Origin of the sequence: Methylopila turkensis, from assembly GCF_027922325.1 — a bacterium.
Classification (GTDB): domain Bacteria; phylum Pseudomonadota; class Alphaproteobacteria; order Rhizobiales; family Methylopilaceae; genus Methylopila; species Methylopila turkensis.
The window spans coordinates 794,719-809,705 of sequence record NZ_BSFL01000002.1 but is presented as its reverse complement, the minus strand read 5'-3'; the positions used below and the strand labels follow the sequence as shown (position 1 = coordinate 809,705).

12 protein-coding genes are annotated in these 14,987 nt (G+C 70.7%); 5 read left to right on the top strand and 7 right to left on the bottom strand.

Going from position 1 to position 14,987, the window contains the following annotated elements; translation table 11 throughout:
- Positions 1 to 5: 5 nt before the first annotated feature.
- Positions 6 to 884: a LysR family transcriptional regulator gene (locus PKE78_RS10540; RefSeq protein WP_271200826.1), complete on the bottom strand. Its 879-nt coding sequence runs from the start codon at positions 882 to 884 to the stop codon at positions 6 to 8.
- A 155-nt stretch (positions 885 to 1,039) separates the two neighbouring features.
- On the opposite strand from PKE78_RS10540, the gene PKE78_RS10535 reads away from it, so the two are divergent.
- Complete coding sequence (locus PKE78_RS10535; RefSeq protein ID WP_271200825.1) at positions 1,040 to 2,215, top strand: mandelate racemase/muconate lactonizing enzyme family protein; 1,176 nt, start codon at positions 1,040 to 1,042, stop codon at positions 2,213 to 2,215.
- 84 nt (positions 2,216 to 2,299) lie between these two features.
- Here PKE78_RS10535 and pyk read toward each other — a convergent pair whose 3' ends face one another.
- Genes pyk through PKE78_RS10520 form a run of 3 tightly spaced genes read right to left on the bottom strand, consistent with a single transcriptional unit; the run spans position 2,300 to position 5,616 of the window.
- A complete protein-coding gene (pyk, locus tag PKE78_RS10530; RefSeq protein ID WP_271200824.1) occupies positions 2,300 to 3,739 on the bottom strand; it encodes a pyruvate kinase in 1,440 nt (479 codons plus the stop codon).
- On the bottom strand, positions 3,736 to 4,257 hold the full coding sequence (locus tag PKE78_RS10525; protein WP_271200823.1) for a DUF1036 domain-containing protein: 522 nt from the start codon (positions 4,255 to 4,257) through the stop codon (positions 3,736 to 3,738). Before PKE78_RS10525 ends, pyk begins: the two co-directional genes overlap by 4 nt.
- Positions 4,258 to 4,317: 60 nt before the next feature.
- On the bottom strand, positions 4,318 to 5,616 hold the full coding sequence (locus tag PKE78_RS10520; protein ID WP_271200822.1) for a glycerate kinase type-2 family protein: 1,299 nt from the start codon (positions 5,614 to 5,616) through the stop codon (positions 4,318 to 4,320).
- Between the two features lie 119 nt (positions 5,617 to 5,735).
- On the opposite strand from PKE78_RS10520, the gene PKE78_RS10515 reads away from it, so the two are divergent.
- The 3 genes from PKE78_RS10515 to PKE78_RS10505 all read left to right on the top strand — a co-directional run bounded on the left by PKE78_RS10515 (position 5,736) and on the right by PKE78_RS10505 (position 7,240).
- The gene (locus tag PKE78_RS10515) at positions 5,736 to 6,563 is read left to right on the top strand and encodes an N-formylglutamate amidohydrolase (protein WP_271200821.1); all 828 of its coding nucleotides are present in this window, start codon (positions 5,736 to 5,738) and stop codon (positions 6,561 to 6,563) included.
- On the top strand, positions 6,560 to 6,910 hold the full coding sequence (locus tag PKE78_RS10510) for a DUF1244 domain-containing protein (RefSeq protein WP_271200820.1): 351 nt from the start codon (positions 6,560 to 6,562) through the stop codon (positions 6,908 to 6,910). Before PKE78_RS10515 ends, PKE78_RS10510 begins: the two co-directional genes overlap by 4 nt.
- A gap of 72 nt (positions 6,911 to 6,982) precedes the next feature.
- Entirely contained in the window at positions 6,983 to 7,240 is a 258-nt protein-coding gene (locus PKE78_RS10505) for a DUF2312 domain-containing protein (RefSeq protein ID WP_271200819.1), read from the top strand.
- A 73-nt stretch (positions 7,241 to 7,313) separates the two neighbouring features.
- Here the strand turns inward: PKE78_RS10505 and PKE78_RS10500 are convergent, their stop codons facing one another.
- The 3 genes from PKE78_RS10500 to PKE78_RS10490 all read right to left on the bottom strand — a co-directional run bounded on the left by PKE78_RS10500 (position 7,314) and on the right by PKE78_RS10490 (position 12,972).
- Positions 7,314 to 9,212 (bottom strand): peptidoglycan L,D-endopeptidase MepK, encoded by a 1,899-nt coding sequence (locus tag PKE78_RS10500; RefSeq protein WP_428981252.1) that lies wholly within the window; start codon positions 9,210 to 9,212, stop codon positions 7,314 to 7,316.
- 232 nt (positions 9,213 to 9,444) lie between these two features.
- The gene (locus PKE78_RS10495) at positions 9,445 to 11,403 is read right to left on the bottom strand and encodes a L,D-transpeptidase family protein (protein ID WP_271200818.1); all 1,959 of its coding nucleotides are present in this window, start codon (positions 11,401 to 11,403) and stop codon (positions 9,445 to 9,447) included.
- Between the two features lie 78 nt (positions 11,404 to 11,481).
- A complete protein-coding gene (locus PKE78_RS10490; RefSeq protein ID WP_271200817.1) occupies positions 11,482 to 12,972 on the bottom strand; it encodes a sigma-54-dependent transcriptional regulator in 1,491 nt (496 codons plus the stop codon).
- A 204-nt stretch (positions 12,973 to 13,176) separates the two neighbouring features.
- On the opposite strand from PKE78_RS10490, the gene PKE78_RS10485 reads away from it, so the two are divergent.
- Positions 13,177 to 14,955 (top strand): M3 family oligoendopeptidase, encoded by a 1,779-nt coding sequence (locus PKE78_RS10485; protein WP_271200816.1) that lies wholly within the window; start codon positions 13,177 to 13,179, stop codon positions 14,953 to 14,955.
- Positions 14,956 to 14,987: the final 32 nt, after the last annotated feature.

Here is a 14,987-nt window from a genome sequence, read left to right as displayed (position 1 = left end):
CCGCATTACTCCCGCAGCGCGTCCCAGAAGGCTTCGGCCGCTGGCCCGAGGCGGCCTGCGCCGCGGAACAGGCGGATCTCGACGTCGATCCCGAGGCTGTCGTCGCCCGCGAAGGCGAGCCGGCCGTCCTTCAGCGCCTCTTCCGACAGCGCGAGCGGCAGCCAGGCCACGCCCTCTCCGGCGCAGGCGAGGGACATCAGCGTCGCGCCGAGATGGCTTGTGAAGGCGACGTCGGCGTCGCGGGCGATCCAGCGCGCCGCGACGATGCGGCCGATGCCGGACTGTTCGGCGTAGGACAGCAGCCGCACCCGCGCGCCGTCCGGCGCGGGAAAGCGCCAGCGCGGCGCGCCGTCCGGACCGGCCGCGCTCACCGGCATGACGCGATCGTACCCGACCACGACGCTCGGAAACCGGTTCGCCTCGAACAGCTCCGGCAATTCAGGATCGTGATGGCAGAGCAGGAATTCGGCGTCGCCGCGCCGCATCACCTGCTCGCAGGCGGCCATGTTGTCGGAGATCAGCCGGATCGCGCCGAGGCCCGGCGCGCAGCGGCGCACCCAGCCGGGAAAGAAGGTGAAGCTGAGCGCATGGGTGCAGCAGAAGCGCACGGCGTGCGCCTCGCGCCCCGAGATCGCCCGCGCCTCGCGGCGCACGTCGTGGATGCGCCGCACGATCTCGCCGGCGTGGGCGAGCACATGGGCGCCGGCGCGGGTGAGCTCGACGCCGCGCGGGCCGCGTTCGAACAGCTCGGCGCCGATCCAGTTCTCGAAGGCCTTGATCCGCCGGCTGAACGCGGGCTGCGTCACGTTCCGCGCGTCCGCCGCCCGCGAGAAGTTGCGCGCCTCCGCCAGCGCCAGGAAGTCTTCGAGCCAGACGAGCTCCATGGGTCGCCTCTCCACGCCGTCATGCCCCGCGGCGGCGAGCGCATGACCCTCAGCTTGGCTTAGCAGCCGGCGGGATCATGCGCATCCGGCATCGGTCCGACGTGCATCGGCATTGGAGTTCGAGCGGCGGGCTATGCGAAACGCGTCTCAACGAAATGGAGAACGCCATGCGCATCGTCGACGTCCGCGAGATCACCCAGCCGATTTCCTCGCCCATCCGCAACGCCTATATCGACTTCACGAAGATGACCACGAGCCTGGTCGCGGTGGTCACCGACGTGGTGCGGGACGGCAGGCCGGTCGTCGGCTACGGCTTCAACTCGAATGGCCGCTACGGGCAGGGCGGGCTCATCCGCGAGCGCTTCGCGCCGCGGCTGCTCGAGGCCGATCCGAAGTCGCTGCTCAACGAGGCCGGCGACAACATCGACCCGGACAAGGCTTGGGCCGCGATGATGGCGAACGAGAAGCCGGGCGGGCATGGCGAGCGCTCAGTCGCGGTCGGCACGCTCGACATGGCCATCTGGGACGCGGTCGCGAAGATCGCGGAGAAGCCGCTGTTCCGCCTGCTGGCGGAGCGACACGGCCGCGAGGCGAATCCACGCGTCTTCGTCTACGCCGCGGGCGGCTACTACTATCCCGGCAAGGACGACGACGCGCTGCGCGCGGAGATGCGCTCCTACCTCGACCGCGGCTACAACGTCGTGAAGATGAAGATCGGCGGCGCGCCGCTGACTGATGATCGCCGCCGCATCGAGGCGGTGCTGGCCGAGATCGGCAGCCAAGCGCAGCTTGCGGTCGACGCCAACGGCCGGTTCGACCTTGAGACCGCCATCGCCTACGCCAAGGCGCTCCGCGATTATCCGCTGTTCTGGTACGAGGAGGCCGGCGATCCGCTTGACTTCGCGCTGCAGTCGGCGCTTGCGGAGTTCTATCCCGGCCCGATGGCGACGGGCGAAAACCTGTTCAGCCATCAGGACGCGCGCAACCTGCTGCGCTACGGCGGCATGCGGCCGGACCGGGACTGGCTGCAGTTCGACTGCGCGCTCAGCTACGGACTGTGTGAGTACACGCGAACGCTGGAGGCGCTAAGGGTTGCGGGTTGGGGCTGGGACCGCTGCATCCCGCACGGCGGCCACCAGATGTCGCTCAACATCGCAGCCGGCCTCGGCCTCGGCGGCAACGAGAGCTATCCCGACCTGTTCCAGCCCTATGGCGGCTTTCCCGACAGCGTGCGGGTCGAGAACGGCCATGTCACGATGCCGGAGCTTCCGGGCATCGGCTTCGAAGGCAAGGCGGACCTGATCTCGGTGATGCGCGACCTGGCGTCCTGAAGGCGGCCGGCGGAGAGCGAAGCGTCGGGTCTTCGCAGGCGTCAGGCCTCGCCGCTCCCGGAACGGGGCGGCGAGGCCTGATCGTCAGTCGCGCTTGACGTGGTCGCCGTCCACATAGGCGATGCGCAGCATGTTGGTCGCGCCGGGCACCCGGAGCGGCACGCCGGCCGAGATGATGACCCGGTCGCCGTGGTCGGCGATGCCCTGGTCCTTCGCGATGTCACAGGCGCGGTCGACGATGTCGTCGAGGTCGTGGGCATCGTGGGTGAGCACGGAATGCACGCCCCACGCCAGCGCCAGCCGCCGGCTGGTCTCGAGGCTCGGCGTCAGCGCGATGATGGGCTGCTTCGGCCGCTCGCGCGCGGCGCGGCGCGCCGTGGTGCCGTAGGCGGTCCAGCAGATGATCGCCGCAAGGTCGAGCGTCTCGGCGATCTGGCGCGCGGCGGCGGAGATCGCGTCGGCGCCGGTCGCTTCCGGCTCGGCGTGCTGCGCGTCGATGATCGAGCGGTAGTAGGGATCGCTTTCGACGTTCATGGCGATGGAGTTCATCATCGCCACCGCCTCGACCGGATAGGCGCCGGCGGCGCTCTCCGCCGAAAGCATGATCGCGTCGGCGCCTTCGAACACCGCGGTCGCGACGTCCGACACCTCGGCGCGGGTCGGGGTCGGCTGCGCGATCATCGACTCCAGCATCTGCGTCGCGATGATCACCGGCTTGCCGGCCCTGCGGCAGGCGCGGGTCATCTGCTTCTGAAGGCCTGGCACCTTCTCAAGCGGCATCTCGACGCCCAGGTCGCCGCGGGCGACCATCACGGAATCCGACAGATCGACGATCTCGGTGAGCCGCGTCATCGCCTGCGGCTTCTCGATCTTAGTCATCACCCCGGCCTGGCCCTTGATGATGTCCTTGGCCTCGGTGATGTCCTCCGGCCGCTGCACGAAGGAGAGCGCGATCCAGTCGACGCTGTTGGTCGCGAGCGCCGCCTCGAGGTCGGCGTGGTCCTTCGGCGTCATGGCCGAGGTCTTGATCAGCGTGTCGGGCAGGCTGACGCCCTTGCGGTCCGACAGCCTGCCGCCGACCACCACCTCGGCGACGGTCGCCCGGGGCGTGCAGCTGCGCGCCACGAGACGGATCTTGCCGTCGTCGAGCAGCAGCGAGTGGCCGGGCTCCAGAGCCTCGAGGATCTCCGGGTGGGGTAGATGCACACGCGTCTCGTCGCCCGGCGTCTCGTCGCTGTCGAGCGTGAAGGTCTGGCCGGTCTTCAGCATGGCCGCGCCGTCGGCGAAGCGGCCGACGCGCAGCTTGGGGCCCTGCAGGTCGATCAGGATGCCGATCGGGCGCGCGACCTCGTCCTCGACGTCGCGGATCGTCTGCACGAGCTCGCGCATGCGGTCATGGCTGGTGTGGCTCATGTTGATGCGGAACACGTCCGCGCCCGCACGATACAGCTTCTCGACCATCTCGGGCGTCGACGAGGACGGGCCGAGCGTGGCGAGAATCTTGACGCGACGCAGCCGCCTCATTGGACGCTCGCGCCCGGCGCGACGCCCGCGTTCGCCGCCGCGGGGCCTTCGCCCGGTACGGACGGCGCATGCGATTGCTGCGCCGCCTTCGCGGTGGGTTCGGTCAACTGCACCGTCCAGCTCCCTTGCTCGCCGGTGTCGATCTCGAAGAAGCCCGAGCGGTCGTAGCCGCGCGCCAGGCAGTCTTCGATGCCCCGGATCGTAAATTCCTTGTCGCGGGTGCACATGTAGGCCTTGCCGTTCCACTCGCCGCCGCGGTCGTAGTCGATCGCGTAGACGTAATAGAACCGCGAGGACAGGGCTCCGCGGAGGATGGTCTCACAGGAGTTGGCGGCGACGTTCCACCAGCCCTCGGTCGACCACGTGTCCTTTTCCTTGTAGCCGATCGATACGCCGATGCGGCTGTTGGTCTTGTTGCAGAGCCGGAAGTCTGCCTTCGCGCCGGCGCACACCGTGAAGCCGGCCACGACGAGAGCGCAGATGCTGAGGAGGCGTGCGAGACGCCCGGGTGCGGACATACGAATCGTCATGCTGCGGATGCGCTCGCGGCGGACGCGTCGGACCGCTTTTTGCGGCGGTCAGCCTGGCATGTCAACGAGCACGATGCGCAGATCGTTGACGTTGGTGCAGGTCGGTCCGGTGTGCAGCCCATCGCCCGTCGCTTCGAAGAACCCCGTGCTGTCGTTCTCTGCGAGGAAGTAGGCGGGATCGAGGCCTTTGGCGCGGGCGCGCTCGATCGTTCCGGCGTCGACGACGGCGCCGGCCGGGTCCTCCGGTGAGCCGCCGCCGCCGTCCGCGCCGTCGGTGTCGCCGGCGAGCGCGGCCCAGTCCGGAACGTTCCGGAGGTGCTCCACGAGCGCGAGCGCGTATTCCTGGTTCGGGCCGCCGCGGCCGTTCTGGCCCCGGATGGTGACGGTGAGTTCGCCGCCGGAGACCAGCGCCACCGGCTTCGTCAGCCCGGTCAGCCCGCGCACGATGGCGGCGTGCTCTGCCGCGACCTCGCGCGCCTCGCCCTCGAGGTCGGCGCCGACGACGCGCACCTCGACGCCGGCGTCCTCGAGCGTCTTCACCACGGCCGCCAGCGCATCCGCGGGACGCGACACCACTACGAAGGCGGCGTCCTCGAACGCCGCGTCGTCCGGCTTCGGGCTTTCGTTGGCGGGATCCGCCAGCGCCTTGGCGACGTCCGGATGGGGCGTCACCTTGAAGCGCTCCAGCGCGGCGACGGCGTCGGCAAGCGTCGAGGGGTCCGGCACGGTCGGACCGGACGCGATCACGGACGGATCGTCGCGCGGCACGTCCGAGATCGCGAGCGTCACCACCTTCGCCGGGTGCGCGGCGCGGGCGAGCCGGCCGCCCTTGATCTTCGACAGGTGCTTCCGGACCGTGTTGATGGCGTCGATCGGCGCGCCCGAGCGCAGCAGCGCCTTGGTCGTCGCCTGCTTGACCGCGAGGTCGAGCCCGTCGGCCGGGGCGACCCAGTTGGCCGAGCCGCCGCCGGTGATCAGCGCCAGCACCAGATCGTCGGGCCCGGCGGATTCCGCCAGCGCGATGGTGTCGGCGGCGCCCTGGAGGCCGGCGGCGTCGGGCACCGGGTGGCCGGCCTCGACCACCTTGATCCATTCGGTCGGCCGGGCGTGGCCGTGGCGCGTCACCGCGAGGCCGAGCAGGCGGTCCGGCCCAAGCCCATAGGTCTCGCGATAGAACTTTTCGGCGATCTCGGCGCAGGCGCCGCCGCCCTTGCCGGCGGCCAGAACGATGACGCGCCCCTTCGGCGGCGACGGCAGATGCGCCGGAAGGCAGACCGCCGGATGCGCCGCGGCCACGCCCGCGTCGAAGGTGCGGCGGAGAAGCGAACGGCGCTCGTCAGGGTTCATGGGCGTCGGGTCCGTGGCCAGGCGTTCAGGCGGATGCGTTCGGGCGCGTCGCGTCAGCGACGGTCGGGGCGACCTTCCTATGGCATCGGCGGGCGAGCGTCACTAGAGTCCTCCGGATCATGGCATGCGACCCATTTCCGCCCGCGACCAAAGGCGAATACGCCCCCGTCGAGATTTTCGAGGGCCGCCCTGACGCGCGTCTTCTGCTGCTCTGCGACCACGCTTCGAACCGCGTGCCGCCGGAGCTCGGCGATCTCGGCCTGCCGGCGTCCGAGTTCGAGCGGCACATCGCCTACGACATCGGCATGCGCGGGGTCACGCTGGCGCTGGCGGAGATGCTCGAGGTCCCGGCCGTGCTCTCGACCACCTCGCGGCTGGTCGTCGACCCGAACCGCGGCGAAGACGATCCGACGCTCGTGATGCGGCTTTCCGACGGCGCCGTGGTGCCCGGCAACGCCCGCGCCGACGCGGTCGAGATCCGCCGGCGCGTGGAGCGCTACCACCGCCCTTATCACGAGGCGATCGCACGCCGGCTCGACGCGCTGGTCGACGCGGGCCAAACCCCGGTCGTGATCGCGATGCACAGCTTCACCCCGGCCTGGAAAGGCTATCCGCGGCCGTGGCACGTGGGCCTGCTTTGGGACAGGGACGACCGCCTGGCGAAGCCGCTGCTCGCGGCGCTTGAGGCCGAGGGCGATCTCGTCGTCGGAGACAACGAGCCCTATGACGGGGCGCTCGCAGGCGACACCATGAACAGCCACGGCACGCGCCGCGGCTTCCCGCATGTGTTGGTCGAGCTTCGGCAGGACCTCGTTGCGACGCCGGACCAGCAGCAGGCGTGGGCGGCGCGGTTCGCCCGCATTCTGCCGCCGATCCTTGCGCGGCCAGAGCTCGACGACATTATCCACTACGGAACGCGCACCGAGACTCAACGGAGGACGCCATGAGCGACGCCGCCCCGACCGACCTGAGCCGCCTGCCGCCGCTCGATCTCGCAGGCCTGGACCCCGCGACGACCACCGAGCTGGAGGCGGCCGCCTTCCGCCGGCTGGTGAAGCACCTGCGCGACCGGCCGGACGTCCAAAACATCGACCTGATGAATCTCGCGAACTTCTGCCGCAACTGCCTCTCGAACTGGCTCAAGGACGCCGCCGACGCCCGCGGCCTGCCGCTGACCAAGGACCAGTCGCGAGAGGCGGTCTACGGCATGCCCTACGAGGACTGGAAGGCGAAGCATCAGAGCGAGGCGACGCCGGACCAGCAGGCCGCCTTCGCGGCGCGGGCGAAGCACTGACGACGCCCGCCCCGGCTTGACGACCGCTCCCGCTTCTGCGAACCGGACGCTCCAAATTTCGAGGAGAGGCATGTGAGCACGGTCAATCCGGACGATATCGCCAAGGATCAGCTGACCGCTTTCGTCGAGCGCATCGAGCGGCTCGAGGAGGAGAAGAAGGGCATCTCCGACGACATCAAGGAGGTTTACGCCGAGGCCAAGGGCAACGGCTTCGACGTCAAGGTGCTGCGCAAGGTGATCAGCTTGCGCAAGCAGGACGCCGACGAGCGCGCCGAGCAGGAGGCGATCCTCGACCTGTATCTGCAGGCGCTGGGCATGCCGACGGCCTGACCTTGAGCGCGCGCGCCAGACAAAAAAGCCCCGGACCATGGTCCGGGGCTTTTTTGTGGATAGCGGGGATCGCTCAGCCGCGCTGAGCGGCGCCCGCGGCCGCGGTGCTGGTCGGCGCCGGCGCGAAGGACAGGGTCCGCAGGAACGTCACCGAAGACCCGGCGAAGCGCTCGATCTGCGCGCCGTGGCTCGGATCATGCCCGAAGCCGCCCGCCAGCACGGCGCTGGGCGAGGCCAGCAATTCCACGTGGCCGGAGGAGTCCGGATGCTTGAGGGTCCCGTCGTCGGCGGCGCGCACGGCGCGGGCCGGCGCGGTCATGGCGCGCAGCGCCGGGCCGTCGAAGCGCGCGGTGACCATCGGCGCCGCCGGCAGCGAGGCCTTCTTCTGCGCGATGGCCGCGGCGTACACCGCGGACGGGGTCGCGTCCGGCGAGATCACGCGCACGCCGTCCATGGCGACGCTCGGGGCGATCCGATGCTGGGCCTGCGGCGCCGACGGCCGGCTGCGGTTTTCGACCGGGATCTGGCTGGTCTGGGGCGCGGCGTAGGCCAACGTCATCTCGGGCTGGGCCGGCTGCTTGCGAGCCAGGAACGCGTCCGGCAGACGCGGGAAAGTGGCGGCCTCGGCCTGATAGGCGGTCGCGGCGGCGGGGTTGATCTCGCGCGGCCGCGGCGCGCCCGCCGGAGCGGAGCGGTCGGCGGCGACCGGGGTCGGGATCGCGGCGAGCACGGCGACGGCGCTGTCCGTCTGGGCCGGCCGCGGCCGCGGCGCGGGGATCGTGGCCGCGAGCGCCATGGCGGGCTCGGCGGCGTCGGGCTGCGAGCCGCGAAGGCCGACCGGCTGGGCGCCGGAGCGCCAGACCATGTCGGGTTGCGGCGGGGTCGGCGCGACGGCCGGCTGAGCGCTCGCCACCGTCATGGCGCGGGCGGGCGCGGCCGGCGGCGTCGGGATCGACGCGACCACGACCGGGGCCTCCGGCGCGACGACGCGCGGCATGTCGTTCGGACGCGGCGTCGGCAGCGGCACACGGGCCGCGGCGACGACGGTCGGCGCGGCGGGCGCCGCCGGGGCGGCGGTCTCGCCGGGCTCGGACGCTGCGGGCGCCGCCGGGCGGCTGCGGGACGCGGCGGCTCGGGATGTTGCGGAAGCGACCACGGTCGGGGCGACCTCGGTCTCGTCCCCTTCGTCCGAACCGAACAAGCGGGCGAAGAAGCTCTTCCCGCTCGACCCGGACGAGGAGGAACCGGAATAGGCGTCGTCGACCGAGACGCCGCCGCGTGACTTCAGCTCGGCGAGAGCGACCTGGTAACCGGGCATCTGGCCGCCCTCGGCGGGCTGGTGCACGGTCTTGCCGCCGGGGAACAGGCGCGCGAGCTGGGTGCGCGACATGCGCGGCCAGGCGCGGATCGAACCGGCGTCGAGATGGACGAAGGGGCGGCCGGACGTCGGGTAGAAGCCGACGCCGCCGCGCTGCAGCCGCATGCCGGCCTCGCGCACGGCCGAAACGGGAACGCCCGTGATGTAGAAATCCATCGCCCGGCCCAGCATGTGCTGGCTGAACTTGGCGACGCCGCGCGAACGGGCGCGCAGCATGGCGTTGGTCTCGGGGCTTCGGTAGGACGAGACGATGTTGATCATCTGCCCGCGGCCGACTTCGCGGTGGACCTCCCACACGATGTCGAAGAGCTTCGGCTCCATGCGGGTGGACTTGTCGTTGCGCCAGTCCCGCAGGAAGTGACTGAGCTTCTTCAAGCCGTCGGCGTCGTAGCGGCCGTTGCGCTTGAAGGTGACGGTGATCGTGTCGCCGCGATGCGTGTGGTGCAGCGTCAACGTACGCGTATCACCGTTCGCCTGGGCGTTCTGCGTGCTCTCGGAGCCCGCGACCAGCGCAAAGACCCCTAGAAGAGCGACGCCCGTCCCGCGCGCGATGCGCTTGAGGGAGGTGCGTCGTGACGTGTGCGCTTCGAGCAATGATCCGACCTGACCTTGAGATCACCGACGGAGCCATCGCGGGGGCGATGGCTCCGTGATTGATGACCGAAGTCTCTACGCGACTGGTTAATGCGTTATGACCAGCGCCGTAGAAAGTAGACCCCCGACCGTTCCCCTGTGACCTCGTAGCCGCAGAATCACGGAAAAGCTAGTCGGGAATGCCCTGCGTCGGATCGAAAATGCGTCGCCGCCCTTGATATGCCCAGCTTGTTCAGGGCCTGGCGCGCGAATCGCCGAACACGCGCGACAGCCAGGAGCCGAAGCCCTGTTGCTGCGGCGCGCGCTGCTCGACCACCTGCGCCTGCTCGGGGGCCGGACGGCTCGCCGGCTTGGCGGGGCGGGGCGCCCGAGCGATCGTCTGCGCCGGCGGCAGGGCCGGAATCTGCTCGCCCGCCAGCGCCGCGCGGATACGGTCGTCCTGTTCGTAGAGGTCGCGCCGGGTCTCCAGCGCGCCGTCCGGACCCGGGACGGCGGTGAAGTAGGCCAGATGAACCGGGATGGTCTGGGAGAGCGGAAGGCCGCGCTCCTTGCCGCCGATCATCTTCTGCAGCCGCGCGCCGTCGAGCCCCTGCGCGCCCGTCAGGGCGTCGGCGAATTCGAGCGGGCGGTCCACGCGGACGCAGCCGTGGCTCAGAGCGCGGAAGTCGTTGCCGAACAGCTTCCGGCTCGGCGTGTCGTGCAGATAGACCGAGTGGTTGTTGGGGAACATGAACTTGATGTGGCCGAGCGCGTTGCGCTCGCCCGGCTCTTGGCGGATGCGCATCTTGCCCGCGCGCACCGCCTGCCAGTCGACGGCGCCGGTCGGCACCACGCGTCCGCGCGAGTCGACCACCTCGTAGCCGCGCAGCGAGCCGCCGGCCATCTCGTTCATGGCGATCGAGACCGGCACGTTCCAGTACGGGTTCACCACCACGAGGTTGATCGCGCTCGACAGCATCGGCGTCTGGTTGGACGCCTTGCCGATGATCACGCGGGTCTCGTAGGTCTCGCGGCCGTCCTCGACGATGTGCAGGTGGAAGTCGGCGAGGTCGACGAAGACGTGCTTCGCGCCGAGATCGCGCGGCATCCAGCGCCAGCGCTCCATGTTGACGAGGATCAGCGCCGTGCGGTCGACCCGCGCTTCCGCATTGAGGGCGCGCACGGTCTGCGCGCCGACGACGCCGTCCGCGCCGAGCTTGTTGGTCTTCTGGAACGCCTGCACGGCGGCGACGAGCGCGTCGTCATAGACGAGGTCGCCCGCCTTTTCCGGCAGGTCGAGCCGCGCCCGCAGGCTCGGCACGCGATCGTCCTCGGCGCCGGGGCGCAGCGTCTTGCCCATGCCGACGAGCGGATGGCGGCGCTGCTCGTCGAGGCGCGCGCGCTCCCCCGCCAGCAGCTTGCGCAGGCCCTGGAACTCGGGGTGGGGCGGGTTGAAGCCGTCGAGCGTCGCGGCGACGTCCTGCGACGCCGTGATCGACACCAGCGCGGCGCCGGCGTCGAACGGCGAGGTGCCGACTTCGATCGAGCGGCTGATGACGGCCGGGTTCACGCGGCCGCCCCAGGCCTGGCGGGCGTAGGACAGCGCCGCCGCCGTCAGCGCCACCTCGGCGCGGGCGAGCACGGCGGGCTCAGTTGAGGATGGCTGCGCCGGGAGGTTGAAGCGCTTCGCCTCCAGACCGTCCGCGTCTGCCTGCGCGATGCGCGCGATCGCCGCTTCCGCGGCCGGGGTGAAGCGGCCGTCCGCGATCCAGGCCGGCGAGCCGTTGCGGGCGGCATAGAAGGCGACCAGCGCCTGCCGGTCGGCGCGCGGGAGCTTGAGGCTGACGCCGGCGCCGTCGGTCGCGAGCAGGGCGCCGACGGCCGCCTGCAGCGGATCGGTCGCGTGCACGCTGTCGACCGGAGCCGGCGTCGCGGGAGCCGCCGCGGCGCCTTCGGTCTCGGACGCGTTGTCGTTCTCGGTCGGGGCCGCGGCGTCGACGGAGCCGGTGGCGAGTTCCGTCGAGGCAGGCGTCGCCGGATCCGCGGCGGCCTGCTGCGTCTCGGCCGTCGCGGCCACGGGGGCGGATTGCGCAAGGGCCGCGGACGTCATCAGGGCCGTCAGGCTGGCGCCGAGCGCGGCCGCGCGCCAGATGCGCGCCGGCGCTGCAGACTTGGCGGCGCGACGCGGGGCGGAGGACACGCGGATTGTCATATGATCAGTCCTTAGCGGCGTGCACCGAGAATGAGACCCGGCGCATTATGGTTCAATGTCCGGCGGGGCGTTTCCGCCTCACGCGACGGCTTCGTCGGGACGCGTGTCCCGTTCGCCACATGCCTCGTCGAGGCCGAGGTCCTTCAGGCGACGGTAGAGCGTGGAGCGTCCGATCCCGAGGCGGCGCGCGACCTCGCTCATCTGTCCGCCGAGGTGGCGGATGGCGTAGCGGATGGCGTCGGCCTCAAGCTGGTCGATCGGGCGCAGCGCGCCTTCGGCGTCAAACAGCGGCAGAGCGGGCGCCGCGACACGGGTCTCGAGCTCCGGCTCCTCGAGGTCCCACATCAGCGCGGCCGTCGCGGCCTCCTCCTCGGCGGAGACGCCTTCGCCAAGGAGCGTCGCGATCTGCGGGAAGTCGGCGGACGTCAGCATGTCGCCGTCGGCGAGCACCACGGCGCGGAACACCGCGTTCTCAAGCTGCCGAACGTTGCCCGGCCAGTCGAAGCGCTCCAGCAGCGCGATCGCCTGCGGAGTGATGTCGCGGATCGGGCGGTTCTCCTCCGCCGCGAAGCGGGTCAGGAACCGGCGCGCGAGATCGGGGACGTCCGCCCGGCGGCTCCGGAGCGGCGGCAGCCGGATCGGGAACACGCTGAGGCGGTAATAGAGGTCCTCGCGAAAGGCCGACGCCTTCACCCGCTGGACGAGGTCGCGGTTTGTGGCCGACAGCACCCGGATGTCGACGCGCACGGGCTTTCGCGCGCCCACGGGGTCGACCTCACCCTCTTGCAGCGCGCGCAGCAGCTTCACCTGCGCGTCGGGCGGCAACTCGCCGATCTCGTCGAGAAACAGCGTGCCGCCGTCGGCCTCGACGAACTTGCCGATATGACGGTCGGTCGCGCCGGTGAAGGCGCCCTTCTCGTGGCCGAACAGGATCGATTCGACGAGGTGGGGCGGGATCGCGCCGCAGTTCACAGCCACGAAGGGCTTGCCGCGGCGCTCTCCGGAACCGGCGATCGCGCGTGCGAAAAGCTCCTTGCCGACGCCCGATTCACCTTCGATCAGGACAGGAATGGTCGAGGCGGCCGCCCGTTCGCCGAGGCGCATCGCCTCCGCCATCGCCGGAGCGCGCGTCGGCAGGTCCCGGAACGTCAGCGCCCCCGAGGCGCGACGGGCCATGCGCCGGATTTCGCCTTCGAGCGCCTCGGCGCGCAGCGCGTTGCGGATCGAGACCTGGAGCCGCTCGGGGCCGACCGGCTTCACCACGAAATCGGCCGCGCCGGCGCGCATGGCGGCGACGACGGCCTCGATCGAGCCGTTCGCGGTCTGAACGATGACGGGCGTCTGAAGGCCGAGCTCGCGCATGCGGGCGAGCACGGCGAGGCCGTCCATCTTCGGCATCGCGAGGTCGAGGAACATGAGGTCGTAGGCGGCGCCCGGCGCGGTCAGCGCCTCCAGCGCCTCCGCGCCGTCCTCGGCGGTGCGCGCCTCGTAGCCGAAGCGGCGGGCTTGCGCCTCCAGCAGGCGGCGCTGCACCGGATCGTCGTCGACGATGAGGATCACGGCGCTCATTCGGGCCTTTCAGGCATACGCTACGCAGCTTCACAGGTTCCGACGCAGCATCGCGGGCCACGGTAAATGCCCGCTTAAGCCGCGATCGGCCGACCGCTTCCGCGCACGCCCTGTTGATCGCGGGCGAGGCGCTTGCGATATCTGGCTCGAGACGCCCCACCCCGCCGGCGACGAAATGCGCGTCGGCCGACGAACGAGCCGCCCTTGTCCAAAGCCGCCGAACTCGGGCCGCTGCCCGAATGGAACCTCGCCGACCTCTACGCCGGCGTCGACGCGCCCGAAGTGGCCTCCGATCTCGCCCGCGCGGACCGCGACGCCCGCGCCTTCGCGGAGGCCTACAAGGGCAAGCTCGAGACGCTCGCGCGCCAAAACCGGCTCGCCGAGGCGGTCGAGGCCTATGAGGCGATCGACGACCTCACCGGCCGCATCGGCTCCTACGCCAGCCTCGTCTACGCGACCGACACGACCGACCCCAAGGGCGCGAAGTTCTACGGCGACGTACAGGAGAAGCTGACCGACGTCTGGTCGCATCTCCTGTTCTTCAATCTGGAGCTCAACCGGCTGGACGACGGCGTCGTCGACGCCGCGCTCGCCGACCCCCGTCTCGCGCGCTACCGGCCGTTCATCGAGGACACCCGCAAGGAGAAGCCGCACCAGCTCGAAGACCGCGTCGAGCAGCTTTTCCATGAGAAGTCCGTGACCGGACGCGGCGCTTGGAACCGTCTGTTCGACGAGACGATGGCGGGGCTGCGGTTCGACGTGAACGGCGAGAAGCTGACGCTCGAGCCGACGCTCAACCTGCTGCAGGACGGCGACGGCGCCGTGCGCAAGACCGGCGCGGACGCGCTCGCCGCAACCTTCCGCGCGAACGTTCGGACCTTCACGCTGATCACCAACGTGCTCGCGAAGGACAAGGAGATCTCCGACCGCTGGCGCGGCTTCGCGGACGTGGCCGACAGCCGCCACCTCGCGAACCGGGTCGAGGGCGAGGTGGTGGACGCGCTGGTCTCCGCCGTCCGCGCGGCCTATCCGCGGCTCTCGCACCGCTATTACGCGCTGAAGGCGCGCTGGTTCGGCATGGACGCGCTGAACCACTGGGATCGCAACGCGCCGCTGCCGTCCGCGCCGACGCGGACGATTCCCTGGGACGAGGCGCGCGAGACCGTGCTCGGCGCCTATGGCGGCTTCGCGCCGAAGATGGCCGACATCGCCCGCCGCTTCTTCGACGAGCGCTGGATCGACGCGCCGACCCGGCCCGGCAAGGCGCCGGGGGCCTTCGCGCACCCGACGGTGCCGTCCGCTCATCCTTACGTGCTGCTGAACTATCTCGGCCGGCCGCGGGACGTGATGACGCTCGCCCACGAGCTCGGCCACGGCGTGCACCAGGTGCTCGCCGCCCCGAACGGCGCGCTGATGGCGCCGACGCCGCTCACGCTCGCCGAGACCGCCTCGGTGTTCGGCGAGATGCTGACCTTCCGCGCGATGCTCGCGAAGACCGTCGATCCGGCGCAGCGCAAGGCCATGCTCGCCGGCAAGGTCGAGGATATGTTGAACACGGTGGTCCGGCAGATCGCGTTCTACACCTTCGAGCGCCGGGTCCACGAGGAGCGCCGCGGCGGCGAACTGACCTCCGACCGTCTGAACGCGATCTGGCTCGAGGTGCAGACCGAGAGCCTCGGGCCGTCGATCCGCTTCGGGGACGGGTACGAGGTGTTCTGGACCTACATCCCGCATTTCATCCATTCGCCGTTCTACGTCTACGCCTACGCCTTCGGCGACTGCCTCGTGAACTCGCTCTACGCGGTCTACGAGAACGCCGCGGACGGCTTCGCGGAGCGCTATTTCGCGCTGCTGTCGGCCGGCGGGGCCAAGCCCTATGGCGAGCTGCTTGCGCCCTTCGGCCTCGACGCGCGTGACCCGGCGTTTTGGCAGAACGGCCTCGGGCTGATCGAGCGCATGATCGCCGAGCTGGAGACGCTCTGACGTTTCGGCGTCACGGGCGCGAGCCATGGTCG

Excerpts from the sequence above, each read along its gene's own strand:
- pyk (WP_271200824.1), bottom strand. The coding sequence starts at position 3,739 with ATGAGGCGGCTGCGTCGCGTCAAGATTCTCGCCACGCTCGGCCCGTCC.
- PKE78_RS10525 (WP_271200823.1), bottom strand. The coding sequence starts at position 4,257 with ATGTCCGCACCCGGGCGTCTCGCACGCCTCCTCAGCATCTGCGCTCTC.
- PKE78_RS10510 (WP_271200820.1), top strand. The coding sequence starts at position 6,560 with ATGAGCGACGCCGCCCCGACCGACCTGAGCCGCCTGCCGCCGCTCGAT.
- PKE78_RS10515 (WP_271200821.1), top strand. The coding sequence starts at position 5,736 with ATGGCATGCGACCCATTTCCGCCCGCGACCAAAGGCGAATACGCCCCC.
- PKE78_RS10490 (WP_271200817.1), bottom strand. The coding sequence starts at position 12,972 with ATGAGCGCCGTGATCCTCATCGTCGACGACGATCCGGTGCAGCGCCGC.
- PKE78_RS10540 (WP_271200826.1), bottom strand. The coding sequence starts at position 884 with ATGGAGCTCGTCTGGCTCGAAGACTTCCTGGCGCTGGCGGAGGCGCGC.
- PKE78_RS10520 (WP_271200822.1), bottom strand. The coding sequence starts at position 5,616 with ATGAACCCTGACGAGCGCCGTTCGCTTCTCCGCCGCACCTTCGACGCG.
- PKE78_RS10495 (WP_271200818.1), bottom strand. The coding sequence starts at position 11,403 with ATGACAATCCGCGTGTCCTCCGCCCCGCGTCGCGCCGCCAAGTCTGCA.
- PKE78_RS10535 (WP_271200825.1), top strand. The coding sequence starts at position 1,040 with ATGGAGAACGCCATGCGCATCGTCGACGTCCGCGAGATCACCCAGCCG.